The sequence below is a fragment of the Psychrosphaera sp. B3R10 genome, assembly GCF_018861025.1.
Taxonomy (GTDB): Bacteria; Pseudomonadota; Gammaproteobacteria; order Enterobacterales; family Alteromonadaceae; genus Psychrosphaera; species Psychrosphaera algicola.
In genome coordinates, this window is the sequence record NZ_JAHKQH010000007.1 from 185,661 (window position 1) to 211,257 (window position 25,597).

Consider the following 25,597-nt stretch of genomic DNA (forward strand, 5'->3'; position numbering starts at 1 on the left):
ATGAAAAAAGAATTTTTAGGTGCGAACTCACGCTTTAAAACACCGCCTAGTGAAAGTTTAATAAATGGTGCATTTGCATACGAGTTGGAAGCAAGTAAGTATCTATATCAAGGCTTAAGTTTTGCTGACCTAGCCCACGTCGCCGCCCTGAAAAAAGGAGGCATAATCTCAGATGCAGTATATTCAGAATTGGTCACTAAACTCGTCGAATTTCACCATGTAAAATTAGAGCAATTAGATTTTGACCCCTACATAGGGGATGTTTATAACAATCGAGACGAAATTTTAAAACAACACATTGGCGATTTAGCAGGTTATATACACATTGGTCGAGCTCGTAGAGAAGCAAGCACCATAAGCTGGCAGTTGTGTTGTCGTGAAAAAATAACCAGCCTGATTAAGCAAGTTGTAAACCTAATTTCGAGTTTCGAAACTGTTTGCAAGTCTCATAAATCCACCTATATGTCAGACTTCACTTATTTGCAACATGCACAACCAACGACATTAGAGCATTACTTATTAACCTTTGTCATGCCGTTAACCCGTGACTTAGAACGTTTAAAAACGGCACTACAATTTGTCAATAAAAGTCCAGCCGGTTCAGGCAGTGTTAATGGTTCCCAACTTAATATTGACCGTGAGTATTTAGCAGATCTACTCGGCTTCGATGGGTTAGTTGAACACACTCGTGACGCGATGTGGGCACCGGATATGGTGCTTGATATTATGACCCCTGTCATCAGTATCATGACCACGCTCGATAGGCTTTCAGAAGAGTTTATTATTTGGGGAAGTAAGGAATTTGATTACATTGATTTTTCAGATCAAACGTCCCGCACTAGTGTGATCATGCCACAAAAGAAAAATCCATACGGCCTAGCCTACATAAGAGGGCAAGCTCGATCATTAACTGGCGTATTTATGTCATTAATCAACACTAATCAAACAATAAGTGGCCAACCAGACAACCGTATTTTTGCCTATTACGAAGTGCCACGAGCGCTTGATTATGTGATTACTTGTGTTGACCTGTTTAACGACGTATTAACACAATCGACGTTTAATAAAAAACAGCTTAACGCGGCTGCTGGCGAAGGTTTTACCTACAGCACAGATATTTGTGACATGTTGATCATGGAAACCAACCTAGACAATAGAAGTGTACACAAAATTGTTGGATTGGCAGTTAGGCAATGTATTGATAACCACACTTCTGAGTTAACTTTAGATGATATATATCAAGCGGCGCAAAAATTAGATATTAGTTTGCCCAAAATTAATCCTGACAAATTTGCCCAAAATATAGACCCGAAAAGTATTGTAAATAATCGCCAAGGAATAGGCAGTGCAAACCCAGAGGCGATACAAACAATGTATATCAACATTAACTCTGCGATACAAAATACGGTAGGTTATGTCGATTCGTTACAATTGGAATCATTCGAGCAATCATTTTTTACTAAGTTGGCTAAATAATAGAATGTTAAATCTGTACTCTGAAATCAGTTACTCTTCCCCGGAACATTTAGCAATCATCGGGGAAGATAAGCAACTCACTTACGAACAGTTGCATAATCAAATTGCTTCGTTAGCATGTAAACTGGTATCCGATGGCGTTACCCAGGGGAACCGAGTTGGCATCCATTCCGTTTCTAATGTCAATTTATTGATATCCTATTATGCTTGCATGGCGGTAGGTGCGGTACCCGTCCCTATTCCATTTAAAGATGAAGAGCGTATCGCCGGGGCGCTGGAAACTGCAAACATTCAATATCAAATTGATCCAACAATAGATATCGAAACACTGCCAAAACAAGAAAACTTAGACCTAGCCTTTTACTCCGAAGCCATCGTCATCTTCACTTCGGGAACCACGTCATCAAAACTCAAAGGCGTGCGCTTAAGTCATGAAGGCATTTCTTCGATTTGCCAATTTATGAATGATGAAATGGAAGTTGATGCCAATATTGTTGAGTGTGTCTATGCTGCAATTGATCATGCCTATGGCTTTGGCCGATGTCATAGTGTGTTTAAAGTAGGCGGCACCGTTGTTTTACCCAAAGCAATTAAAGGGTTTGTGAACTTATTTAGTTTATTACACAAACATCAATGTAATGCGTTAGCAATCGCCCCTTCTATGCTGTCGTCAATACTGCAAGTGGCCCACGAGCACTTGAATGAACTGAGTCATCAGATTAAATGGATCCAAACCGGTGCGATGAAATTTGATCCTTTCTTTCGGGAAAATTTAATTAAAAGCCTGCCAACAACAAGAATATTTTTACACTATGGGCTATCTGAAGCGATGCGAGTAACATTTTTTGAACTCAATCGTCACTTAGATAAATCCCATACAGAGGGCAAGCCATCTAGGGGTTGTGAATTACAAATATTAGATGAGAACAATCAACCATTAGGCAATAATTGCCAAGGAACGATTGCTATCAGGGGAACAAATTTGTGTTTAGGCTATTTAGATGACGCGTTATGGCAAAGTAATTTGGTAGATGGTTGGTATAAAACGTCCGATCAGGGCTTCATAGATGACGCGGGTTATCTCGTATTTGGTGGCCGCGCTGACGATGTCATTAACTGCAACGGTGCCTTAGTACACCCTGATGAAATTGAGTCAAAGCTGGTTAATTTAATCAAAACCAATGCGTTCTCTGTAGTCGGGATACCAGACCCTAAAAAGCTAAAAGACTCAATAGCGGTAGTTTGTATAGAGGGAAAATCCACCTTGTCCATGAGGGATATTGTTGACCATCTGAAATCGACAGATGCGGCTTTGATACCCAACCAATTAGTTCATATCGAGTCGTTACCTAGGACTAGGTCTGGTAAAATAAATCGGAATGAACTGACAAAAATTATAAGTCTATAAATCGAAAGCCCTTCGGAATAAAATATGAATATAAAACAAAAAGTTACAGATATAATTTTACAACAAAATAGCGACGCCCATATTGAGTCGGAAGCAGACTATCAGTTAACCTTTGCACAAATTGGACTAGATTCGTTAGATTCTATGACCGTTATCTTAAAGGTAAATAAAGAATTTAAAATCGAAATTTCTGACGATAAAATGGAAGAGTTAAATACGATTAATTCACTAATTGTAGAAATAGAAAAACAAACCGCAGTCTAAAACTTATCAGAATATTGAGTGAACCAGGACTAAACACTCTGGTTCACTGGATTCTATACTGGATGCAATTTAGCCCATAAAAATCAGTTTTGATATGGTCGCTTTGTCGGTGGGGTTTGTAGCCAACTGTATATATCCTGTGACATCAGTTCCGTAGTCGATTGATAAAAAGACTTCATGTTAAACGCCCAACACGTACCCTTACCCATCGAGACTTGATGCAATTTGTGCTGCTGCTTAAAATGTTCAAATATTTTAATATTTTTATCACGAACAATGTCGCAATCTAAATAAGTGACTAAATGATAAAAAGGTTCAACGGTTACCCGGCCATCTCGAATAACCTGATGCATAAACTCTTTGTTATATCGGTAAGGCACCCCCATCTCCAACTCGCACTGATGCACTAAACTGACGATTTGTCGCGGTTCGATTCCAACACTTATAAATAAGGCATCAAGCTCAAGCATTCTCGAAAATGGTGTATGCCCGCCATAGCTGTGTCGTGAATTATGTCCACAAATATATTCGGCCTTGGCACCTATTGCCGTGCGAGAAAAAAACGGATGAAAAGAACGTACGGAACCCTCTAATAAACGAACGTATTCACTAAAAGGTCCCATTTCACTTTTGGTTAACGCTAAGTCAAAAATTTGATCAGTATTACAAATAGAAGCGCTGTGGGTAGGCACAACAATAGTTCCCTGTTCGCCTAATATTTGCCAAAGCGCCTGTAAGTGACGCTCAAACAATTCCACCTTAGACACATCAAGCGACACACCTAAGCGACCAAAGTTGCCAGTTAAATAAACAACTTGACCAGCCTTTACGCCACAAGCTTGATAACTCGTAACCAAATCATTAACACTGTATGGCAAACTATTTTCTCTCTTCCATAAATTCACTTTCAAAAATGTATTTCATTTCTTGCAGATATTCATGAAGTAAAGCAAGTCCTTCTTTACCAAATTCTGTTCTCAGTTCAGGGCTTTTAAGCGTAAATAAAAATCCTAATATGGCAATTTGTATATAGGTCAATGACCCAGTCGCCATACGCATACCAAAGATCTCTTCACTGCCATCGTGCGACATCAAATGCATGTAATTTCGATTCATTATTTCAATAATGTTTTTAGGCGTTAGCTCCATTTCTAAAAACCGTTCATCGGTAAAAAAGTCTATCATGTCACATAAAACTGTACCGCGCTTTTGTAATGAGCGACTAAGCGTGTCGTACTTTACGGTACTTTTAAATTTCATATTTTTAACCAAGGAAACAAACTTATTTTTATCAAATTCATAACCAAAATTAATGTCGTCAATTTGTAACGGCTCAGCACCAATGATCTTCGCCCCGTCTGAACAGTTAAAACAATCGCCGCGACTTGTTTTACGCCGTAAAGCGTATTCCATACTGGTTCTGGCCCAATCAAATACATGATTTACAAACACCGTACCGCCAAAATTAGCCTCTGCAGTTTTTTTCGAATTAAAACGCTTGTGGTTTACTTTATCTTTTAGCTCATTGTAATAGGCACTGTCTTTTGAGTGATGCTGATTCGGATCTTTGTATCCCAAATCTACCCCAAACAAATAAACTTCTTTTGCGTCTAAATAGTTACAAACCGCTACCGCACTATTGGTAACTGTTGGGTTAGAGCCAAATAGATGGGCAATATTATTTTTGGGATGTGTTACTCGAATAAGGTCAGTGCCGCCATCGTTTGGTTTCAAATACAATAAAGTTTGACCAAATTTTTCAACCACTGTCGACATTACATTTTGCATTGCAATCAGTGTAATTTTAGAAAAATATTCAGGATCATCGATCGTGTCTAAAAATTCTTTAACACCTTTTGTTCGCTCTACTTCAATATGAAAATCTGGCACGATGCCAGCTTTATGAAATACTTTTAATGCTGTACCACAGGAAACAACTACCGCTTTTTCTTGGTTGTTTTTAATAAAATCAATTGCATCATCAATGGATGGCCCTGAACCACAAACAAATACTCTAGGTCTTAGCTCTTCATTAACTTTAAGGTTTTCTGGTAAAAAATCAGGCTTTAATTTAACGTTTGCTAATGTATTGCGAACTGACAATATTTCATCTTCAAAAAAGCCAAAACCACCATAAATAGCGACAACATTTTTAAAGAAGTTTTTCATCACTTCATCAGACTCTTCACTTGCGTAATGCTGATAAACCGGAAGGCAGCCTGCTTTAAACAAACCGAACTTGTGGAAAAGCTTCTGAAATCCTTCAAGATATTTTTCGAAAGGAACCCCAACTAAAATAGTAATACTTTTGTTTGCCTCTGTGAACTTACCTACAAGCCACTCCCAATCTGTCGTAAACATAGAGGCATAAAACATATCTTCATTAGGCTCATAAATGTATAAATGACCAATATCTTGTTCAGCCAAATATTCCAAGTGATACCCTAGTCCAACGCCAACTACAGAGAAAAATGGATAATAGTTTAATGGGTCGTAACGAAGTTTATATTCGTTTCCCATTTTAACGTACTTCTGGGCAATTTCTGCGAGTTTATTCAAATACAAAGGGTGTAAAAACCCCATCGGATGGCGTCGCATTCTGTCATTTGCATCTAACGGTGAAATTCGATAAACACTGCGAGTCGGTTTAGACAAAAACAATTTCGCCTGATCTATACTGGTCTTTTTAGGATCATCTTGATAAATAAAATTACCGTTACCAGCTATATTTAAATTGCCTTTAGGATCTAATTCCAATCCATAATTTTGCGCTTGATAGTCTTTGAAACGCTTAAACAAGTGGGGGAACTGTGTACGAAAAAACGCTAAATTTTTATTGAATGTGAGTTGTAATACACTTCTTAGCATTTCTACATTTTGATTGTCTGACATTGTAAACTCGATAATGTTGTTCTAAACATATGCATTGACCAAACTCCGCAGAATAAGATTCAATAAACATATTCGCTAAATATGGACTTGCCCTACATAAACATATTTTTGTAACACATTCAAAGTATTGACGGCAAAAATCCTAATACATTGAATGTAGCAAGGAATATTCCATAGGCAACGGAAAAATTAAATAAAATGAAAATAAGAAAAGTAGGATGCTTAAATGGGACAAAAACTAGGCGTGTAGGCCGCATTCACGTTTAAAACCCATAAAGCGAGTATCACTTGGATCATCAACCTCATGCAACGATTGAGTCGTAACAGTATCACCAACCGAAAGATAGCCTTCAGCTTCTAGCGGATGTCGGGGCAAATGATTTTTAACCATATACTCATGCACCATTTTGTCAGTCCAATCTAACATTGGATGGATTTTTGCTGTATTGAAACGCTCTACAGCAAATAACATGTTTTGCCTTTCTTGCGATTGCTGTCGTCTTACACCACTTAACCAAATAGTGGGCTTAGTTTTCGCTAATGCTTGCTGCAACGGTTGCAGTTTCGTTAACGAGTTAAATTGTTCAATACCTGTAGCACCATTTAACCAAAGCTGGCCGTATTTATTTTCTATGGTTTTAGGACTGAGTTTGGGTTTGATTTCAACGACATTTAAATCTAATTCAGATTTGAGGTATTTGGCGTAGGCGAGTGTTTCTTTAAAAAGGTAACCTGTATTCACAAAAAAAACAGGGGTTGATGGCCTGACGACTGACATCAGATGAAGTAAAACGGCTGATTGTAACCCAAAACTGGAAGACTGGATAATAGTATCAGCTGGCCCAAGAGTATCTAAACAAAACTCAATCCGTTGGTGAATATCAAGCTTAGGGAAATGTTCGTTGACTGTTTTAAGCAATGTCGACATAGGGCCTCCAACTTATGGCAATCGCTAAATGTTAGTTATTGGACTTATTTAACGAGGACAATTGCTCAGTTAAATAATCACCTGTAGATTGCAGTTGCGCAACTTGTAAGTCCATTGCTAAAAATTGCGAATACAATCTGGCTTCATAAGCCGTCATTTTAATTTCGTGTTTTTCTTTGTCTTCATCCAGTCGCGTTATATTGTCATTAAACGTATCGATTTTCTGATCAACTACTCCGCCGGTATTCTCATATTCACCAACTCGGTTGTAAAGGGTCGTCGCGACCCCATCATCTCCAGTAAACAAGGCGCTAAAATAGTCAAAGTTTGTCTCAATTTGATTATCCAACTCTTCCGCGTCTATTTCTAAAGTGCCATCTTTGGTCGTTGTAATCCCAAGAACAGACAAACTTAATGAAACTCCAGGCGCTACTTCGACCGCATCACCGATAGAACGTCTGAATTGACTTAACATAGTTCTAAGCGAAGACTCCGACACTAAGATACCAACTTGTAAGGCGTCTTCTTCATCGGATTCTTCATCCTGTTCAATACTAGTTAAAGCATTTACTGTTTGAATCATCACATTATAATCAGCAACAAATTTCTCAACTTTCTCTTTTGTGCCGTCAGTATCAAGGGTTACAACAACAGTGTCTGACTCACCAGGTTCGTGAACTTCGGTTGCAACAATACTTGTTCCTAATACGGCATTTTCAATGGTATTAGACGAACTTGTTACCGTAATACTGCCATCAATAGTAATTTTTGCATCTACTGCTTCATTCACAACAGAATAATTTCCTGTGAAATAATCATGAGCTAACTTACTTAGTCCAAGTGCGTCAGTATCGTCACCATCATCGTCGCTTACTATCGCTATACTCGCCTTATTGTCCGGGTAATCATTTTGCGACTCTAAAACAAGCTTAAATCCACCACTTCCATTATCCTCAAGGGTCGCCGATAAATTTAAGCCAGCTGAGTTGATATTCGCGACAATGGTTTCTATCGTGTCGGTATCGGTAATGGCGATATCTAAATCGGTTAAGCCGTCAGAAACCGTAATAGATCCATTAGAACCTAGTACTTCTGCTGCGCTAAAATCTTCCGCCAAAACGGTTTTTGAAGTATCAAATGCTAACCTTGATAGACCGGAATCATCATGTAAATTACCATCGTCATCAGTGACTTCTATCTTTAATACTTGATCTTCACCTGTTTCAGACGCCGCTAATACAAGATATTGACCATCATCACCATTAACAATGTTTGCCACAACGTGGCCATCGTTAACCGTATTTTCGTTAATTGCGTTTTTGATGTCATCTAAGGTATCTTCAGCGCCGACGGTTAGGCTAAATGAACCGCTTCCTACTGAAATATTAAGATTACCAGCACCGATAAATTGACCATCAGTAAATGCCTGAGTGGCGACTTTATGTGCTTCGGCCAACTGATCCACGGATACATCAAACGAGCCTGGTGAGGCAGCACTACCTGCTGAAACTGAAAATACAGTAGCTTCACTGGTCGCATTTCTTTGGGAAAAGGTAGTTGGCAGTTTAAGATCGAATAACGAATCTTCAAGTGTCGCTAACGCACTTTTAAGCTGCCCCATTGCAGTAATTTTATTTGAATTAGTTTGTAACGTGTAATCATAGTTTTCGTCAAAAGGTGTTCTTTCGGCGGCAACAAGCTCTGTCACGATACTGTTTACATCTAGACCTGAGCCTATACCTGTAGATGTGATTGTTGCCATGATTTACCTCAATACTTGACTGTTATAAAAACTAAGTACGCTACTTTATACAAGTGTAGTGCAAAAACCTAACGACCTAAAGATCGTTATCAATCGTTCTGACTAAACATCTTCGTTAAACAAAATGCCAGTGGTTTTGCCTAAACTTTTAATTAGGTCTAACACTTCTTGGGATGGAATTTGTCTAATGACATCACCTGATAGTGAATCTTTGACCGTAATCACATTCCTATTGGCTTCATCGTCTACAGAAAATTCGATTGAACGATTTAGTGACTCAACAAAACTTTGCAAAGACTGAGCCATATTGGTCATTTGTTCCTTTGACAAATCCGATTCAACCGTTTCGGCTGTTTCCTGTTGAGTATTTTGATCATTTTGATCATGTCCAATTTGCTGCTTAATATAGACGTCAGTTTGAGGAGCCGCACCTGAATTCTTATCAACAGCCACAACGAGTTCATTCTCATCCGTTTTATTCAATACATCTGGCACATTACTTTTTGTAACTGCCGATGTCTCAGTGTGGCCGATAGGATTTAGAGTATTCATGTCAAATCTCCGATTTTAAAAACGAAAAAAGCAAAAGGGTTTTGACACGCCTTTTGCTTTCCATTGTGTCTAGCTTGAAATATTACCCAAGTAAACTTAGCGCCGACTGCGGCAGCTGGTTTGCCTGTGCAAGTATTGAAGTACTTGCCTGTTGCAATATTTGGTTCTTCGTCAACTGCGCTGTCTCAGTAGCAAAGTCCGTATCACGAATTCGTGAACGTGCTGCCGATGAGTTTTCTACAACGTTAGTTAAGTTACTAATTGTTGATGTTAGACGATTTTGAATCGCACCTAAACCTGCACGTTGACTGTCGATGTAGCTTAATGCACCGTCAATGATATCAACCGCTTTTTGAGCACCAATCGCTGTACCGATATTAATATCGTCAACAGTATTTTTCTCAGACAAAGTTGCTGTATTCGCAGTACCTTGCAAGATATGCGCATTCTCATTCATTGCAGTTGTAGTATCAACAAATTTCATTTTGAAATCGTCATTTGATTTCATATTTACCACACCAACAAACTCTGCATATACGGCGTTTGTCTGAGTGAAACCAGTTTCAGTTGTACCACGTGATATCAACCAACCCTGTGCGATAACGTCTTTATCGTTTTCAACATCACCTTCATATGTGTAGGTATTTGCACGGATAGCCGCCAAACTTGCTAGGTCGCCAGAAACTTGCATGTTCTCAATACGGATATTGTCGCCACGTTCACTCGTTAGAACAACACGTCCATCACCAGTAAGTGAGGCTGAAATACCAGTCTCAGAAGCTGCTTCGTTAATTGCGTTAACAACTGAACTAAGTTCTTCTGTTTTTTCCAAAGTGAATTTAACACCTACGCCTTCGTCTTGATTTTGCCCTTTAAGGTCAAATGTGAAGGTTACGCCGTCTAACTCATTTGTACTTGTATTTAAGAAGATACCTGTATCTGTAGAACCGTGCCAGAAGTCTAACGTAACTGTGTTACGTGCGTCGGCATCAACACCAGTTTTAGTTGCAACTGATTGGATTGCACGCTGAGTTTCATATGCGCTACCAAACTCGTCTAAAAGTACAGCGTTTGCACTTCCTAAGTACCCTTTGATACCTAGCTCAACAGTTTCACCTGAGTTAGCTAAAGATTTGTACGGGTCGGTAACAGCTTGAGAAGTAGTGCCATAAAAACCAACTGAGAAATTACCTAAACCAGCACCTGCACTTAATGTTGTAGCTGTATTGGCAAAGGCCGATAAACTACCAGAACTCACTGCTGATTTTGTTGCAATAGTATGATTCGAGTTGTACGCACCTAATTCATAAGATTCATTACCCATGTCTTCTGAGTAAAATGAACCTACGCTAACCGCAATGGTTTCAAATGAACGAGCGCCAACTTGGAATTGCTCTGTACCGAATGTACCGTCAAGTAATTTACGGTCACCGAATGTAGTAGAACTAGCGATACGGTCTAACTCTCGTTGTAACTGAACCACTTCTTCTTGAAGAGCAGAACGGTCACCGTCAGAATATGTACCATTGGCTGCCTGAACAGACAAGTCACGCATACGATGTAAGATGTTTGTGCTTTCTTGTAACGCACCTTCAGCGGTTTGCGCCATTGAAATACCATCGTTTGCATTACGAGTTGCCACATTCAAACCATTTATTTGCGATGTTAAACGGTTTGAAATCTGCATGCCCGCAGCATCATCTTTCGCGCTATTAATACGCAAACCTGATGACAAACGTTGCATAGATGTTTGTAAACTTTCACCTGATTTACTCAAGTTTCTTTGAGCATTCAACGAAGTTGGGTTTGTTTGAACGGTTAAAGCCATGATAATTCCCCTTCCGGTTTATCTTTTTTAAGCTAATTTTTAAGCCTGTTACCTTCTATTTCGGAAGGTTCTACGAATTCTTTAGTAAAAATTTAAAGTTTTTTTTATTTCTTTAAATTTCTCTATCAAGGTATTTATCGACGGCTAATTAGAAAACTTAATAAAAAAACTCAAAAAAAAACTCTCCAAGGGCCTTGGAGAGTTTAAAATGAGGGATAAACAAGGGGTTAGGGCAAAAATTAACCACCCAGTAGTGATAGAGCAGACTGCGGTAACTGATTAGCCTGGGCTAAAATAGACGTACCGGCTTGTTGCAATATCTGATTTTTTGTCAGTTGCGCAGTTTCTACAGCGAAGTCCGCATCTCGAATTCGACTTCTAGAGCCACTGGCATTTTCAATAACATTTGTTAAATTCGAAATAGTACTGGTTAATCGGTTTTGTACCGCACCTAAACCTGCACGTTGACTATCTATGTGTGACAAAGCACCGTCAATAATATCGATTGCTAATTGCGCACCGATGGCAGTACTGATATTAATGTCGTCAACCGTTTCTTTATTAGAAATTGACGTCGTACCTGCGGTACCTTGTAATATCATCGCATTGTCATTCATCGCAGTAGTCGTATCGACAAGACTCATTTTGAAATCATCATTGGAGCTCATTCGAACGACACCAACAAATTCCGCATAAACCGAGTTTGTATCAGTAAATACAGACTGTCCATTACCAGCACTGACTAACCAACCCTGAGAAATTGCGTCTTTATCATCCGAAACTTCACCTTCGTATGTATAGGTCGTCGCTCTGATAGCAGCTTGACTTGCCAAGTTACCTGAAACTTGCAGGTTTTCCATGCGAATATTGTCGCCACGCTCACTCGTTAGAACAAGTCGCCCGTCACCTGTTAATGAAGCGGAAATACCCGTTTCACCAGCGGCTTCATTTATAGCGTTAACTGCTGTAGATAAATCTTCAGTATTTTCAATCGAAAATTTAATACGTGCCGGATCATCATCCATCCCAGAGTTTAAACCTTTTAGGTCAAACTGGAAGGTGACAGCGTCTAGCTCATTAGTATTGGTATTCATAAAAATACCAGTGTCTGACGAGCCTTGCCAGAAATCCAACGCTACAGTGGTTCTTGCATCTGCATCAACCCCTGTCTCAGTTGTAATCGCCTGAACAGAACGTTGTACATTGTAGGCACTACCAAACTCATCTAGTAATACCGCGGTCGCGCTACCTAATGAACCTTTAACACCTAGTTCAACTGTAAGACCAGAATTTGCTAGTGCATTAAACGGATTAGAAACAGCACCCGATGTATTCGAATAAAAACCTACCGAGAAGTTACCTAAACCGGCACCTAAACTCAACGCAGACGCCGAATTGGTAAAGTTTGATAAGTTGCCAGAACTAGTCGCCGCTTTACTGCCTACCGAATGATTTGAATTATACGCACCGAGTTCATAAGACTCACTACCCAAATCTTCCGCATAGAACGAACCAACGCTTACCGCGATAGTTTGGAAAGCTTTTGCGCCTACCTGGAACTGTTCTGTACCAAATGTACCGTCAAGCAACTTACGATCACCAAACGTTGTGGTTTCCGCAATTCGGTCTAGTTCTCGTTGCAACTGTGTCACTTCTTCTTGAAGTGCCGCCCGGTCGCCGTCAGAATAGGTACCATTGGCTGCCTGTATCGACAGATCTCGCATACGATGCAAGATGTTTGTACTTTCTTGTAATGCACCTTCCGCTGTTTGCGCCATAGAAATACCATCATTAGCATTTCGTGTCGCAACGTTAAGGCCATTAATTTGCGAAGTTAATCGGTTTGATATTTGCATACCAGCCGCATCGTCCTTCGCACTATTGATTCGTAATCCCGACGAGAGTCGTTGCATAGATGTTTGCAACATTTCTGTCGAGTTATTTAAATTCCGTTGCCCATTAATCGAGGCAACGTTTGTGTTAATAAACATACCCATTATGTTATCTCCTCAATGACAAAATTTTGCCGTTACACATAGTGAGCAACATGCGTGCCAAAGTTAAAAAACAAAAATGAAGTCGATTTATTTATACTCAAGTCTAATATATTTCGATTTGAATAATAAGTTTTATTCTTTATATAACAGTAACTTAATTTAAAATTAAGAAAATAAACAACAGAGATCTTTATAGGTTTAGTGTGAGCTGGCTTTAACTAGCAGATTATTGACGTCTGAGAAAGTAATGGCAATCAGTTGCCGTTTAAATTGTGTTAGGGGAAAACTATTAACAATTTTCGACGGGATCTAACAAGTTGATGCTAATCAGATTTTCTTTGACCAGGCGATCTACAGTGGCCACAATACTATTTACGTCGTGTAATGCGTCATGAACATGACCTTTGAGTTGTATGCCTATTTGTTTATGTAACAAACCACTGCATACTTGAAAGTTATATTTCTCTATTTTACGCAGCGGCACACTTAAATCGATGTGTTCAAGTAACTTCGGCGCTAATCGAATTCCATTTAGCTCAGCATTTTCTGCTAGGACCTTTTGATCATTACCCCAACTCGCCAGTTTAACGTCATCGCCCTGGCAAAATTTGTTAAAATCATAAATCGCCGCCGGAAAACTGACGCCTTTTTGATCGATCAATGTTTGAGTTATTCCAGTTAGGTCAATCACGTATTGACTTAAGGTTGGATTTATAATTGGCTTTATATGTCTAGAAAAGGACTCTAAAATTTGACATCCCGTGTCGCAAACTTCAATTTTAAGTGCCGCCAGCTGGATAAGTTCTCTATGCTCCCAAGGTTCTGACCAACGTCTTGCCATTGAGCCTTCCCATGCGGTGAACTCAGTGTCGTAGATTACAAATAACAAATGAATATCCATTACCAATTCTGATGAAATTACAGATTAATAATGCCAATAATTTATAATTTGGCAAGGATTGAATTGGGACTAAAACGATTAGGTAATGAAAGTAGTCGATACTAAAAAATATTAGTAAAACTATGAGAGATATAAATGATTAAAAGGACAGAAACAAACAAACTGAGACTTGATGGCTTTGCCGGCATGATTCTAATTCGTTTAGCGTTTTCGTAGCGCATTCGTTAAGCTTATTAGAAGTAGAATTAGAATTAGATTTGAAGGTAACGTAATGAGGGATGAAACGTCATGTTAACGAGAATTATATGATTCGTTAACATGACATTATACGTTAAAGGTAATTAAATAAACTTAGGTTTTGAATTTTAACAAAGGATTGTTGAGCTGCTTGTAGTGCAACTTTCGACGTTTCTAAATTGTTTACCGCTTCGTAAATATCCACTTCTTCTAGCGTCGCCAACGTTGAAATCGTAATCGATTGGAAATTTAATTGGGCTTGTTCCATATTATCGACAATATTCAGACGAGAACCAATTTCAGAACGAGTATTACCGGTAGTTACAAGTCCTTGATCCAACTCATGTAATAACATACCTAACACCTCTACTCGGCGCGAGTTTTCTGGCCGAGCGACTTCAAACGTATCTCCTACTGCTGGAGTACCTGTGACTTCATATTCGATACCCGCAACAACAATTGCTTCACCTGAGGTGAATTCCGTATCAAAACTTTGACCTTCAGGTTGCGGTTTAATTCGTTTTGTGACTGGATCAATTTCATCCATTCTAACACTATCTGCAACCCCATCGCCGATAGTATCGATAAAAGATATCCTAAAATCACCAATGACATTATCTTCAGGATACAAAACAATGCCCCCCGACAGTATTCCGGTACCAGTGTTTGCCGGTATTACCATCGAACCTGAAGTTCCCGGAGTGTATAAAGGATGATCCGGTGGTAACAGATCACCAGGAGGGGTGTTTAAATCTACAGAATTGAGAGCTTCATCATTAGCTGTTGCTACAAATCGCGAGCCATTAATTGTCATGCTATTGGATGCTTGAGACATAACCCACTGCGTGTTTTTTGTTGGTTCACCAAAAGTAAAACTTGTGCCAACAGCTGGTAATGCGGCGGCTGGATCAGATGGGAACTTACGCCCTCCCCACTCGATGGTATCTCCCATTACAAATGGTACTGGACCAGCCACAACCTTGTTTCTATCTAAATCAACAATTTCATACTCGCCTGCAGCAGTAAAATTAACTTCAAAGTTTGATAACTCAGAATCTCGCTGTGGTGACAGGTCTATAGTTTCGCCCGCGACTGGAGGATTTGAGCCATTAGTTTGAAACGTGATCCCTTGAACGGTTATTTCGTCTCCAGGCAAATAACCCGTCACCGAATCTAAGACTTGATTCGCAGGGTCTAGGCCTAGGTCTATTATATCGTAGCCATCACCCGTTGCATTAAACTGAATTTGATAGGTTGTTTCTGGAAATGCTGGCGACCTAAAAGCCGAAGGGTTGGTAACTGTCCCCGTGGATAATTTGTCTGAACTTGGCGTAAAATAACCATAATCTGACGTTAAATTATCCACAAATGCGTTGCCTGTTGCATTTGCATCTACGTAAGTATTCGGTGCGATAAGCAAATCTCTTATCCCTTCATCCCCTTGGTATTGAGCAAAACCAAATTGATCGATTTCATAGGCAGGTGAAGTTGTCTGGTACCCAGAAAATATGTAATCCCCTGCTGAATTTGTTGCATTTACTTGCCCCATAAATTCACTAACCCTAGCGCCAATTTCATTGCCTAAAGCCTGCAAGGCAGCAGAATCATAAGCTCCGTTTATGGCTTGGGTTAACAATTCTTGAGAACGGTACAAAGTATTAGTCATGGAATCTAACTGAGTCTCAGAAACACTATTGTAGCGACGGGCACTATCTTGCGATGCTAAATATCTATCGCTGACCTGGATCTCTTTTTTCAGTCTTATTACCGTATTTGCCCCTGTTGGATCATCCGACGGATTAATGATCTTCTTACCCGTGGACAATTCTAACTGAGCTCTATCAAGGTTTGCTTGACGCGTTTGCAACTGAGCAACGTTTCGTTGGAAATAATTTGCTGTTGCTATTCTAGTGGCCATAAATTACCTCCTAACCTGCCGCTGATAAGAGCGTTTGGAACGTCTCACGAGCAACGGTAATGATCCGCGCTGATGCTGAATATGCTTGTTGGTACTGAATTAAATTTGCCGCTTCTTCATCTAAATTAACCCCTTGAACTGCGGCTAATCTTGCGGATGAACCACTTAATAAGGTTTGATAGGAATCCCGGGCTATTTCTGTACTTTTAGTGTCTACACCTACCGCTGTTACTAGATCTGCATAACCCTCAGAGAAACTATTTAGTCCATTATCCATGGTCTTTTTACTCTGAAAGTTCAACATGCTTAACATATTAGTGTTATCACCCGGCCCAAACTTTTTGTTGTCATTTGGTATCAGATCATTATCTGCATGGGTTAAATTAAACACTTCATTGCCTGCCAACTCACCTTCAAATTGCATGGTAAATCCAGGGCCGTTTATAATTTTATCTGCAGCAATATCTTGAAACCCACCATTAACGGAGTTGCCCGCACTATCTTGAATATCGTACTGCGTGCCGGTTGCGTCTACTACTATTTGCAGCATAGGATCCGGTAAAGGTGGAACATTGTTCGGTGAAGGATAACTGGCATTGCTCACATTATTAATTTCATAAAGTGACAAGCTCACGTTATTTGTATTGGTCACAGAATCTATTTCAAAATAATTATCTGCCGCAGCAATGAGCTTTGGATCTTCAATCACAATATCAATTTTACTTGCGCCATTCTTCAAGGCATTGATTTGCCACCTATCGCCCGCTGTCATATTGTCTGTATCAATGGCCATAGACAAACCGGTATTGCCGATTGTTAACTCAGTGCCTGCATTCATTTGTGCGATCTGCGCAGGATCAAAACTCTCGATAACATTGCCTTTTGCATCAGACACGATAAGATCTGTACCGTCATAGTCTAGATCATAAATATCGGTTGTAAGTTGGCTGGAATTTCGAATATTGATTTCAAATTTAGATTCAACTGGGTTAGTGACCGCACCAAAGGTTCGACTTAGCACTAACTGTGGATCATTAATATCGCTAAATAAATTAGACCCCACTTCGCCATTTAAATCACGCCCTAGTGACTGTTGCCTGTTGAACGAATCTGCAATAACGATAGCAAGTTTCCCTAACTCCCTTATCGCTGGCATTATCATTTCATCGCGGACATCGAGTAAACTAGACACAGAACCGCCGCTTAATTGGTCGGTAACAATTGATTTTGATTCGGAATCTTCTTTGGTCGAAACGCCAATCTCTAAAATACCAGAATCAAATTCATTGCGAATAACAGACATTGGCAATGCAAAGGCACCAGTAACCAAAGTTACGCCCTGGCCAACGGTGACATTCACAGTGCCATCATCTAGCTGTATTGTGTCGACCTGCGTCATCTGACTTAGTCTTTTTATTAGTTGCTCGCGGCTATCTAGCAGATCATTCGGGGCAAAGCCCTCAGATCCAACAGCATTCTCAACCTGAATTTTACTGTTTAATAGTGCAATTTCAGAAGTAATAGAATTGATTTCTGAAACGGATGTATAAATCTCTTCATTAATTGACCCCATATGCTGAACAGCTACTTCTTCATAAAGAGTATTAAAACGTTTTACTGTATTTTCAGCCGTCGACAAAACGACATTTCTAGCTGAGATTAACGTTGGCTCTTCAACAACACCGTTAATGCCATTAAACATTTCTTCAAATGTGGCGGTTATGCCAGTGTCAGGATCGGCCAGTAGGTTATCTAATCGACTGGCGTTTGTTAGTCTTGTTTCATTATAATTGTATTGGCTTTCGTTAAAGATAACTTCATTGTAATTAAATTCATTAAACGTTCGGGTAATGGCAGCTAATTGAGTTCCGTTGCCAAGAAAAGTAGAACGAAAGGCGTTACCTACCGTAGACTCAGTTTCAACACGTTGTCGGCTGTAACCTTCGGTATTAACGTTAGCAATGTTATGACCTGTTGTGTCTAACCCAAATTGAGCTGCTGCTAACCCCGATACACCAGTACCTAAAATGCCACTAGCCATTTTCTAACCCCTTATTCGACTTGCGGTTTAACGTCCAAATCGCCAATCATTGTTTTAAAACTGTTGCTTTGCAAAATGCCAAGGATCTTGTCTGCATAATTCGGATCCGTTGCATAGCCTGCCTTCTGTAAACTATGCAAAAAGTGTTCCGTATTGTCAGTGCGTTCTAATGCCTCATCGTATCGGCCGTTGCTTTTTAGAAAATTGACAAAGTCGTCAAACGACTCTGAAAAATTGTCATAGACACGAAACGGTTCAATTTTTCTTACCGGTAAGCCATTTTCAAACTCCAAAGTAGATTGTGCAGCTTTAGCGCCTTCCCAATCTCGATGCGCTTTAACGTTAAATAAGTTAAAACTCGACTCACCATTTTTATCTTCGATAATATGTTTACCCCAACCTGTCTCAAGCGCCGTTTGAGCAACCATAACTGCGGGGTTAAGACCAATTTCAGATGCCGCTTTTTTGGCATAACTCCAAATTTGACTAACAAAATCTTTCGGTGTATCAAATTCCACCGGCTCTTTTTTCTGCTGTTGGGCAATATCTGTTGCCACTGGGTTGACCGTAAGACCGACATGTTTAAACGCATCATCGACCATTTGGTTGAAGTGATTTTTAACGCCGTTCGGAGATAGCAACGCAGGGTCTAACAATGATGCGCTTAGAGGCAACTTATCCGTAGGATATTGATTTAATGGATCTGTAGTTTGAGCGTTTGTTTGAGAGGTATTCCCAAATTCATGGCGCTCGAATGTTGCGTCGTTTCTCAGTGTCGTGCCATTACGATATCGTTCGGGAGCATTGGACAGCTGTTGCACGATAAGTTCTGAAAGGCCTAAACTGCCTTTACTGGCCATGTCAGTAGCGAGTTGTTGGTCATACATATCACGGAAAAACTTAGTCGTGTTTGAATGCATAGGGTTACCCTCTTCAAACGCGGCGTTCGCTTTTCGCATCGACTGCAACATCATATTGATGAAAATAGACTCGAAGTGTTCAGCAGCTTGCTTCAACGCTTCTTTGTCATCAGGGTTCGCTCCCGCATGCGCTTTGAGCTGCTGGATCCCCGCTATGTCTAGATAATTACCTGCATCGCCTAACTGATTCATATGACGTTATTTTGACATTAGTTAATAATAACGTGATTACTTCAAGAAACGCGCCAACTCGTTAGAAGCCTTATTAAAGTCGCTTTTGTTAAGCTTTGGATAATCTAATTTGTCATAACTAAAATTTTCTAGTTACTAATGCTGGGATTGAGATTGAGATTGAGATTGAGATTGAGATTGAGATTGAGATTAAGATTGGAACTCAAACGTCAAAAGCCGCTTTTGCGGCTTTATAACAGGATATATAACGAGGTGATTAGTGAGCTAAAGTAAAATATTTACCTAATTCATTTTGCATTTCATCATTCAAATTACCAATGAAACATACACGAGATTTATCTGGTACACGCGAAAAAACCTCTTCGATTTGCGCTGCAATGCCACCTTCGGCTAGCTCGATTTGCTCAGCAAAATACTCAGAATCTTCTTCATCTTCAATATTGGTAAGTGCTTCAAATGCGCCAAGCCCAACCGGTGTAAATTGAATTTCATTATCTTCAATTACGCCACCTGAGAGACAGCAAAATATCTGTTTTTCAAAGTAAGCAACTTCATAAACATGGTATTGAACCTGTTGGTCTTTGTCCAATTCTAACATCTCTAGAATTGCATGATTTGTATCTTGATTCGCAGTTACATTTGTTAATAATACTTGGGCGAAACTCATATCGATCCCCTTCCTGTTTTTTATTTAGTTAAATTAAATTACAACCAATTGCCCGTCAATTGCGCCAGCTTGCTTTAATGCCTCTAATATTGCCATTAAGTCACCTGGAGCAGCTCCCACTTGGTTTATCGCTCGAACTAGGTCGTCAAGGTTAACGCCTGGGTCAAATACAAACGCGCGGGTATCATCACGAGCTACATCTATAATGGTTTGGTTTGTTACCTGAGTTTCACCATTTGAAAGCGGCTCAGGTTGATTTACGTCTTGATTCTCTGCAATAGTCACCGTCAAGCTACCATGCGTAATAGCAGCAGGCTTAAGCTTAACGTCTTTACCTATAACGATAGTGCCTGTTCTTGAATTTACAATAATTTTGGCGGACGTATCGGCTGGCGTAAATTCTAAGTTTTCTAACGTTGATAGATACGCAACACGCTGTCCAATATCTCTTGGCGCTATGACTCTGACAGAAACTGAGTCCAATGGTTTTGCCGTATTAGGACCGACTAGGTTGTTAATTGTATCAGCTAACCTTTTAGCTGAAGTAAAATCAGCTTCGTTTAAATTGAAAGTGATATAATCCCCGTTTCCAAATGGCGTTGGAACGGTTCTCTCAACGGTAGCGCCATTAGGAATACGCCCCACTGTCGGAATATTGACTGTGACCGAAGAACCATCTTGGCCTTGAATGCCTAGACCGCCAACAACCAATGACCCCTGCGCAACGGCGTAAATATTGCCGTCAGCACCTTTTAACATTGTCTGTATTAATGTGCCGCCTCGCAAACTTCCGGCACTGCCAATTGACGATACGGTAATATCTATACTTTGTCCTGGTTTCGCAAATGCTGGTAGATCAGCGTGGACGGCAACCGCAGCAACATTTTTAATTTTAGGTTTTAAATTTGGATCCAATTGAATACCAAAGTTACCTAACATCGCTTTAAAGCTTTGTTCCGTAAATCGTGTTTGTTCACCGGTGCCTGGTAAACCAATGACTAACCCGTAACCTACGAGTTGATTAGACCGAATACCTTCGACCATCGATACGTCTTTAATTCGTGTTGCTTCTGCTTGCATCGAAACGACACCAATTAAGCAGCTAAATAGCAGTATTAAACCTTTCATATTTGCTCCTAAAATGGCCACATCGAGCTCATAAAAAATTGTGATATCCAGCCAGCTTCATTGCTTTCTGCCAAGCTGCCTTTACCACTGTACGAAATTCTTGCATTCGCAACGCGGGTTGAATCAACAGTATTCTCAGAACTGATGTCTTCTGACCGTACAATGCCTGTCAATCGAATAAATTCTTGTCCGGTATTTAACGTAAGCCATTTTTCGCCACGTATTATTAAATTTCCGTTTGGTAATACTCTTAAAACATGGACAGTAATTTGGCCACTTAAGCTATTACTTTGATCTGATTTGGCATCACCTTTAAAAGTGCCATCGGAGCCTATCCCCATCTGCAGCGTATTACCGCCAATGGTTGGTGCAAGACCGTTTAATCCAACTAACGGTGATAAACTCGCGTCTGTTTCTTTTTTAGTTTCTGTTTTAGCTGACTTAGATGCCTGAGTATTTTCCATTAATAAAACTGTGATGATGTCACCAACACGGCGTGCCTTAGTATCTGAATATAGGCCATTTGACCAACCACTCTGATACAAACTCCCCGTTGCAACAACTTCATCTGATTTGATTTCAGGCATTATAGGTGCGAAAAACGTATCTTCTTCTTCAATATCATGATTCACCGCACAGGCTGATAAATAAACAACACATAATGACGCGGCTAATGCTTTTGACATGCGTTTGGTAAACTGAACCTTGGGTTGTTTTGCCGTGAATAACATCATAATAAATCTCCAGAACTCTATAGCTGCTGAGTAATAAAGCTAAGCATTTGGTCAACTGTCGAAATTACTTTTGAGTTCATTTCATACACACGTTGACTCTCAATCATGCTAACTAGCTCTTCAGTTACGTTTACATTTGACGTTTCTAGAGCCCCCTGTACGATGATACCCAAACCGTTAACCCCTGGGTTACCTTGAACCGGGGCACCACTTACTCCAGTTTCAATATATAAATTTTGACCCGTTGGCTCTAAGCCGGCAGGGTTAATAAACTCTGAAATGGTCAACTGTCCAATAACAACACCAGCACCTTGACCCGGTACTTGAACTGAAATTTCACCTTGCTGGGAAATTGTTATCGACTGCGCTTCAGCCGGAATTGTTACTTCAGGCTGCAATGGGAAACCAGCCCCAGAGGTTACCAATCGTCCATTTTCATCAATTGAAAACTGGCCATTTCGAGAATAAGCTAACGTTCCATCTGGGCGTTGGATTTCAAAAAAACCTTTACCTTGGATCATAAAATCCAGGCTGTTTTCAGTCGTTGTCATATTCCCTTGCGAGAAGTTCTTTTGAGTCGCGACAACTTTAGTACCAGCACCGAGCATCAAACCATTTGGCATTTCAGTGTCCTGGGACGACCGACCACCAGGTTGGTTAATGTTTTGATAAAGTAAGTCTTCAAATACGGCTCGACTCTTTTTAAATCCGATAGTACTGGCGTTGGCCAAGTTATTGGATATTACCGCAATTTCAGTTTGTTGAGCGTCAAGCCCAGTTTTACTAATCCACAATGCCGGATGCATACGCGCCTCCTAATTAAAATATTCTGAGAAGTTGATCTTGTGCACGGTCTATTTCTTCCGCTTTTTTCATCAACTTAATTTGTAATTCATATTGTCTTTGATGTGCGATCATCGCTGTCATTTCGCTTACTGGACTCACATTACTAAGTTCTAATGCGCCACTTTCGATACCGATATTAGGCGAAGCGTCACAAAATCCACATAAGTCATTGGTAAGTACCGATTCTTTTGAACGAAATAAGCCATCATTACCTTTAGTCATCGAATTAAGACTTGGCGGTTCGATCAACTTAATTCGATCGACCGTTTCAAGAAAATTTGCCGGAGCGCCGGAAGGCCGTATCGTGACAGAGCCATCTGGGCCTATTTCTATTTTTTCTATTGGCAAAGGGATAACAATTGGGCCACCCTCTCCCATCACAGGAGCGCCACGTGCTGTCGTTAACAACCCTTCTTTGGTAATTTGTAAATTACCTTCCCGGGTATAAGCTTCAGAGCCTGTTCTGTCCTGTACCGCCAACATACCATCGCCTTTGATAGCGATGTCCAAATCACGACCCGTTGTCGCTATTGAACCATGGTTCATTTTAGAACCTGGACGTTCGGTTACCGCAAATACTCGCGTTGGATGCCCTTCACCAAATGCTTGCATGGAGCGCTGCTGTTCAAAGTCAGCACGAAACCCTGCGGTCTTCGCATTTGCCAAGTTATTGGCATTCATCGATACACCGATCAAATTTTGTTTAGCGCCAGACATGGCGACATATAACATCTTATCCATCTATAGCCTCTGTCAATAATTCGACGATGGTTATTTTGGTTTTAATACTGCATGAATTGTGCCAGAGAATATTGGCGCTTGTTAAAGGGAGGTATTTATTAGGACAGTAATGACTAATACAGTAGCTTTGGTAACGATTTTATCGATTACATTTATTAAGGGGCTTAGTTTTGAATAGATTAGAAAAACGTTATTATATTTACTGCTTCGCAGATAGTGAAATAAGTAATTCAGCCTCGGTTCGGCTAATACCACATTCATTAATGATTTCTTCAATGTCAGCGCCTAATTGAATTAACTTTTTAGCTCTAACGTAGAGTTTATCTTCTTGCCCTTCACTTTGAAGTAATTGAATATCATTTCGCAACTTTTCAGTGGTCTCCTGCAATTCGAGCAATCCTTGTTTATTCGACTGCATTTCGTTATTTTGCTGAGATTGTATTTCAATTATTTTTGGAATTTGCTGTATCGACGTTTGAATGTCGTCAATGAGGTGGTTAACATGAGATTTATCATTAAGAGCTTGCGACTCCATCAACTCTATTTTTGCAGTCTGATTTACAATCTTTTTAGATAGTATTAGCAAGGCTACAATCAGCGATGCTACAGCAACAAACAAGATGATTATTGCAATAATAGGTAATGACATGTGACCTTTCTTAAAAAATAGAACAATTAAGCAGACTGAACTTCAACTAATTTAGTCTCCATTCAGCCAGCTAAGATGATTGACGCTATGCAGATTGACTTAGATGTCTGCAATATCATCCCACTCTTCATCTGTCATCAGTTTATTTAAGTCTACTAATATTAATAATTCGCCATCACGGTTACTAACACCTTGAATAAATTTAGCGCTTTCATCAGTACCTACATTAGGTGCACTGTCGATTTCTGACGTTTTTAAATAAACAACTTGGGTTGCACTATCTACCATAATACCAATAACCTGTTTTTCAGATTCGATTATGATTATTCGCGAATTATCACTTACATCGCCAGGCATTAACCCAAAGCGGGCTCTTGTATCAATAACGGTTACGACGTTACCACGCAAGTTAATGATTCCTAGCACATAGTCAGGGGCACCAGGTACGGGAGCAATTTCAGTATGACGTAGTACTTCTTGAACCTGCATAACGTTTATACCGTAGGTTTCTTCCTCTAGTTTAAACGTGACCCATTGCAATACTTCGTCATTGCCATCCGTAACGTGATTGACTGGGGTTCTTTCTTCACTCATATGAGCAACTCCTAAATTGAATACTGACTAAACTTGTCTTGCGTCTATACCTTGTTCAAGCATGGCAATTAAATCACTTACATGCAACAAAGCACACATTTTTTCTTTAATCGTGCCCATCAACCAGGGACGTTTATGTGCATTTTTTCGCCACTTAACTGCATCTGGTGTAATTGACTCTGTTTCAACCAAACTTTCGGCTGCTAATCCCCAATTACTCTCACCTAACATGATGAGATAGCGATAGTTAAGCGACTCTTCCATGGCTTGGTTATACTTTTCAGGCATAACCCAACGCGCAGAATCGACAACATTTAACTTCTTATCTCGATTTAGCATCACGCCTTTAAACCATGCAGGCTTGCCAAACAAAGTACTTAATTCTGTTAAATTATGGATCCCACCAAGTTCCTTCAACGGCACGGCTAGTGATAAACCCGCTACGCTAAAAAATAACGCTTGAAATGGTTCATCTGGGAAACTTTCAATAACCTCTTTTTCAACCTTAATTGGCGGTTGTAGAGCTATTTCTTGTTTTGTTTCAACAGAAGGTGGCGCGATGTCTTGAGATACACTTCTTACTAGATCGACAGTTTTCTGACGTTCTTTAGCTATTTTTGCATCTTGTTTTAAATTTACTTGTTCCAGTAATTTAGCGACCGTACTTGTTTGCGGTGGGGGTAACTCAACTTCTGGCTCTTTAAATGGTTTTGCTGCTGGAGTTTTATGGGAAACTTGAGGTTTTTCACGCGCAAGTGGGGTCGCCATAATATCGTCAGATAGTATCGCAGGGCGTGATTGTTTTTCTGCCGTCAAAGATCCGCGATGCGTATTTGCAACCGTGTTAATGTCATTTTCTTCTTCGTCACTTAGTAGCTGGTCGAAATACTCCAGCATGACTTTTTCACTTGCAAACATCGAC

The 25,597-nt window shown here is 39.9% G+C and carries 22 protein-coding genes; 3 read left to right on the forward strand and 19 right to left on the reverse strand.

The window, feature by feature from the left end; all coding sequences use genetic code 11:
• From KO525_RS02205 to KO525_RS02215, 3 genes are read left to right on the forward strand one after another with little or no spacing between them, the layout of a single operon-like run.
• On the forward strand, nucleotides 1-1,476 hold the full coding sequence (locus KO525_RS02205) for an argininosuccinate lyase (RefSeq protein ID WP_215962147.1): 1,476 nt from the start codon (nucleotides 1-3) through the stop codon (nucleotides 1,474-1,476).
• 4 nt (nucleotides 1,477-1,480) lie between these two features.
• The gene (locus KO525_RS02210) at nucleotides 1,481-2,884 is read left to right on the forward strand and encodes a class I adenylate-forming enzyme family protein (protein ID WP_215962148.1); all 1,404 of its coding nucleotides are present in this window, start codon (nucleotides 1,481-1,483) and stop codon (nucleotides 2,882-2,884) included.
• 24 nt (nucleotides 2,885-2,908) lie between these two features.
• Nucleotides 2,909-3,148 carry an acyl carrier protein gene (locus KO525_RS02215; RefSeq protein ID WP_215962149.1) on the forward strand — a complete coding sequence of 80 codons (240 nt, stop codon included), beginning with the start codon at nucleotides 2,909-2,911 and terminating at the stop codon, nucleotides 3,146-3,148.
• A gap of 83 nt (nucleotides 3,149-3,231) precedes the next feature.
• Here the strand turns inward: KO525_RS02215 and KO525_RS02220 are convergent, their stop codons facing one another.
• From KO525_RS02220 to KO525_RS02310, 19 genes are all read right to left on the reverse strand, one after another.
• Nucleotides 3,232-4,026 (reverse strand): AAC(3) family N-acetyltransferase, encoded by a 795-nt coding sequence (locus KO525_RS02220; RefSeq protein ID WP_215962150.1) that lies wholly within the window; start codon nucleotides 4,024-4,026, stop codon nucleotides 3,232-3,234.
• A 1-nt stretch (nucleotide 4,027) separates the two neighbouring features.
• Nucleotides 4,028-6,040 (reverse strand): 6-hydroxymethylpterin diphosphokinase MptE-like protein, encoded by a 2,013-nt coding sequence (locus KO525_RS02225; RefSeq protein WP_215962151.1) that lies wholly within the window; start codon nucleotides 6,038-6,040, stop codon nucleotides 4,028-4,030.
• Between the two features lie 238 nt (nucleotides 6,041-6,278).
• A complete protein-coding gene (locus KO525_RS02230) occupies nucleotides 6,279-6,968 on the reverse strand; it encodes a phosphoadenylyl-sulfate reductase (RefSeq protein ID WP_215962152.1) in 690 nt (229 codons plus the stop codon).
• A gap of 31 nt (nucleotides 6,969-6,999) precedes the next feature.
• On the reverse strand, nucleotides 7,000-8,730 hold the full coding sequence (fliD, locus tag KO525_RS02235; RefSeq protein WP_215962153.1) for a flagellar filament capping protein FliD: 1,731 nt from the start codon (nucleotides 8,728-8,730) through the stop codon (nucleotides 7,000-7,002).
• A gap of 102 nt (nucleotides 8,731-8,832) precedes the next feature.
• The gene (locus KO525_RS02240) at nucleotides 8,833-9,282 is read right to left on the reverse strand and encodes a flagellar protein FlaG (protein WP_215962154.1); all 450 of its coding nucleotides are present in this window, start codon (nucleotides 9,280-9,282) and stop codon (nucleotides 8,833-8,835) included.
• Between the two features lie 82 nt (nucleotides 9,283-9,364).
• Nucleotides 9,365-11,110, reverse strand: a complete 1,746-nt coding sequence (locus KO525_RS19845) for a flagellin (RefSeq protein WP_215962155.1) — start codon at nucleotides 11,108-11,110, stop codon at nucleotides 9,365-9,367.
• A gap of 239 nt (nucleotides 11,111-11,349) precedes the next feature.
• The gene (locus tag KO525_RS02250; protein WP_215962156.1) at nucleotides 11,350-13,107 is read right to left on the reverse strand and encodes a flagellin; all 1,758 of its coding nucleotides are present in this window, start codon (nucleotides 13,105-13,107) and stop codon (nucleotides 11,350-11,352) included.
• 289 nt (nucleotides 13,108-13,396) lie between these two features.
• Nucleotides 13,397-14,008 carry a 3'-5' exonuclease gene (locus tag KO525_RS02255; RefSeq protein ID WP_215962157.1) on the reverse strand — a complete coding sequence of 204 codons (612 nt, stop codon included), beginning with the start codon at nucleotides 14,006-14,008 and terminating at the stop codon, nucleotides 13,397-13,399.
• Nucleotides 14,009-14,339: 331 nt separating this feature from the next.
• Nucleotides 14,340-16,163 carry a flagellar hook-associated protein FlgL gene (gene flgL / locus KO525_RS02260; protein WP_215962158.1) on the reverse strand — a complete coding sequence of 608 codons (1,824 nt, stop codon included), beginning with the start codon at nucleotides 16,161-16,163 and terminating at the stop codon, nucleotides 14,340-14,342.
• Nucleotides 16,164-16,173: 10 nt separating this feature from the next.
• Nucleotides 16,174-18,204: a flagellar hook-associated protein FlgK gene (gene flgK / locus KO525_RS02265; protein WP_215962159.1), complete on the reverse strand. Its 2,031-nt coding sequence runs from the start codon at nucleotides 18,202-18,204 to the stop codon at nucleotides 16,174-16,176.
• An 11-nt stretch (nucleotides 18,205-18,215) separates the two neighbouring features.
• A complete protein-coding gene (gene flgJ / locus KO525_RS02270) occupies nucleotides 18,216-19,316 on the reverse strand; it encodes a flagellar assembly peptidoglycan hydrolase FlgJ (protein ID WP_215962160.1) in 1,101 nt (366 codons plus the stop codon).
• Between the two features lie 256 nt (nucleotides 19,317-19,572).
• Nucleotides 19,573-19,983: a hypothetical protein gene (locus KO525_RS02275; protein ID WP_215962161.1), complete on the reverse strand. Its 411-nt coding sequence runs from the start codon at nucleotides 19,981-19,983 to the stop codon at nucleotides 19,573-19,575.
• A 33-nt stretch (nucleotides 19,984-20,016) separates the two neighbouring features.
• A complete protein-coding gene (locus KO525_RS02280) occupies nucleotides 20,017-21,111 on the reverse strand; it encodes a flagellar basal body P-ring protein FlgI (protein ID WP_215962162.1) in 1,095 nt (364 codons plus the stop codon).
• A gap of 8 nt (nucleotides 21,112-21,119) precedes the next feature.
• On the reverse strand, nucleotides 21,120-21,797 hold the full coding sequence (gene flgH / locus KO525_RS02285; protein ID WP_215962291.1) for a flagellar basal body L-ring protein FlgH: 678 nt from the start codon (nucleotides 21,795-21,797) through the stop codon (nucleotides 21,120-21,122).
• Between the two features lie 65 nt (nucleotides 21,798-21,862).
• Nucleotides 21,863-22,651 carry a flagellar basal-body rod protein FlgG gene (flgG, locus tag KO525_RS02290; protein ID WP_215962163.1) on the reverse strand — a complete coding sequence of 263 codons (789 nt, stop codon included), beginning with the start codon at nucleotides 22,649-22,651 and terminating at the stop codon, nucleotides 21,863-21,865.
• A 13-nt stretch (nucleotides 22,652-22,664) separates the two neighbouring features.
• The gene (flgF, locus tag KO525_RS02295; protein ID WP_215962164.1) at nucleotides 22,665-23,432 is read right to left on the reverse strand and encodes a flagellar basal-body rod protein FlgF; all 768 of its coding nucleotides are present in this window, start codon (nucleotides 23,430-23,432) and stop codon (nucleotides 22,665-22,667) included.
• Nucleotides 23,433-23,631: 199 nt separating this feature from the next.
• Entirely contained in the window at nucleotides 23,632-24,081 is a 450-nt protein-coding gene (locus tag KO525_RS02300) for a DUF2802 domain-containing protein (RefSeq protein ID WP_215962165.1), read from the reverse strand.
• A 99-nt stretch (nucleotides 24,082-24,180) separates the two neighbouring features.
• Complete coding sequence (locus KO525_RS02305; protein WP_215962166.1) at nucleotides 24,181-24,675, reverse strand: chemotaxis protein CheW; 495 nt, start codon at nucleotides 24,673-24,675, stop codon at nucleotides 24,181-24,183.
• 27 nt (nucleotides 24,676-24,702) lie between these two features.
• A complete protein-coding gene (locus KO525_RS02310) occupies nucleotides 24,703-25,593 on the reverse strand; it encodes a chemotaxis protein CheW (protein WP_252736899.1) in 891 nt (296 codons plus the stop codon).
• Nucleotides 25,594-25,597: the final 4 nt, after the last annotated feature.

Excerpts from the sequence above, each read along its gene's own strand:
- KO525_RS02205 (WP_215962147.1), top strand. The coding sequence starts at position 1 with ATGAAAAAAGAATTTTTAGGTGCGAACTCACGCTTTAAAACACCGCCT.
- KO525_RS02210 (WP_215962148.1), top strand. The coding sequence starts at position 1,481 with ATGTTAAATCTGTACTCTGAAATCAGTTACTCTTCCCCGGAACATTTA.
- KO525_RS02215 (WP_215962149.1), top strand. The coding sequence starts at position 2,909 with ATGAATATAAAACAAAAAGTTACAGATATAATTTTACAACAAAATAGC.
- KO525_RS02225 (WP_215962151.1), bottom strand. The coding sequence starts at position 6,040 with ATGTCAGACAATCAAAATGTAGAAATGCTAAGAAGTGTATTACAACTC.
- KO525_RS02230 (WP_215962152.1), bottom strand. The coding sequence starts at position 6,968 with ATGTCGACATTGCTTAAAACAGTCAACGAACATTTCCCTAAGCTTGAT.
- fliD (WP_215962153.1), bottom strand. The coding sequence starts at position 8,730 with ATGGCAACAATCACATCTACAGGTATAGGCTCAGGTCTAGATGTAAAC.
- KO525_RS02240 (WP_215962154.1), bottom strand. The coding sequence starts at position 9,282 with ATGAATACTCTAAATCCTATCGGCCACACTGAGACATCGGCAGTTACA.
- KO525_RS19845 (WP_215962155.1), bottom strand. The coding sequence starts at position 11,110 with ATGGCTTTAACCGTTCAAACAAACCCAACTTCGTTGAATGCTCAAAGA.
- KO525_RS02250 (WP_215962156.1), bottom strand. The coding sequence starts at position 13,107 with ATGGGTATGTTTATTAACACAAACGTTGCCTCGATTAATGGGCAACGG.
- KO525_RS02255 (WP_215962157.1), bottom strand. The coding sequence starts at position 14,008 with ATGGATATTCATTTGTTATTTGTAATCTACGACACTGAGTTCACCGCA.
- flgL (WP_215962158.1), bottom strand. The coding sequence starts at position 16,163 with ATGGCCACTAGAATAGCAACAGCAAATTATTTCCAACGAAACGTTGCT.
- flgK (WP_215962159.1), bottom strand. The coding sequence starts at position 18,204 with ATGGCTAGTGGCATTTTAGGTACTGGTGTATCGGGGTTAGCAGCAGCT.
- flgJ (WP_215962160.1), bottom strand. The coding sequence starts at position 19,316 with ATGAATCAGTTAGGCGATGCAGGTAATTATCTAGACATAGCGGGGATC.
- KO525_RS02275 (WP_215962161.1), bottom strand. The coding sequence starts at position 19,983 with ATGAGTTTCGCCCAAGTATTATTAACAAATGTAACTGCGAATCAAGAT.
- KO525_RS02280 (WP_215962162.1), bottom strand. The coding sequence starts at position 21,111 with ATGAAAGGTTTAATACTGCTATTTAGCTGCTTAATTGGTGTCGTTTCG.
- flgH (WP_215962291.1), bottom strand. The coding sequence starts at position 21,797 with ATGTCAAAAGCATTAGCCGCGTCATTATGTGTTGTTTATTTATCAGCC.
- flgG (WP_215962163.1), bottom strand. The coding sequence starts at position 22,651 with ATGCATCCGGCATTGTGGATTAGTAAAACTGGGCTTGACGCTCAACAA.
- flgF (WP_215962164.1), bottom strand. The coding sequence starts at position 23,432 with ATGGATAAGATGTTATATGTCGCCATGTCTGGCGCTAAACAAAATTTG.
- KO525_RS02300 (WP_215962165.1), bottom strand. The coding sequence starts at position 24,081 with ATGTCATTACCTATTATTGCAATAATCATCTTGTTTGTTGCTGTAGCA.
- KO525_RS02305 (WP_215962166.1), bottom strand. The coding sequence starts at position 24,675 with ATGAGTGAAGAAAGAACCCCAGTCAATCACGTTACGGATGGCAATGAC.
- KO525_RS02310 (WP_252736899.1), bottom strand. The coding sequence starts at position 25,593 with ATGTTTGCAAGTGAAAAAGTCATGCTGGAGTATTTCGACCAGCTACTA.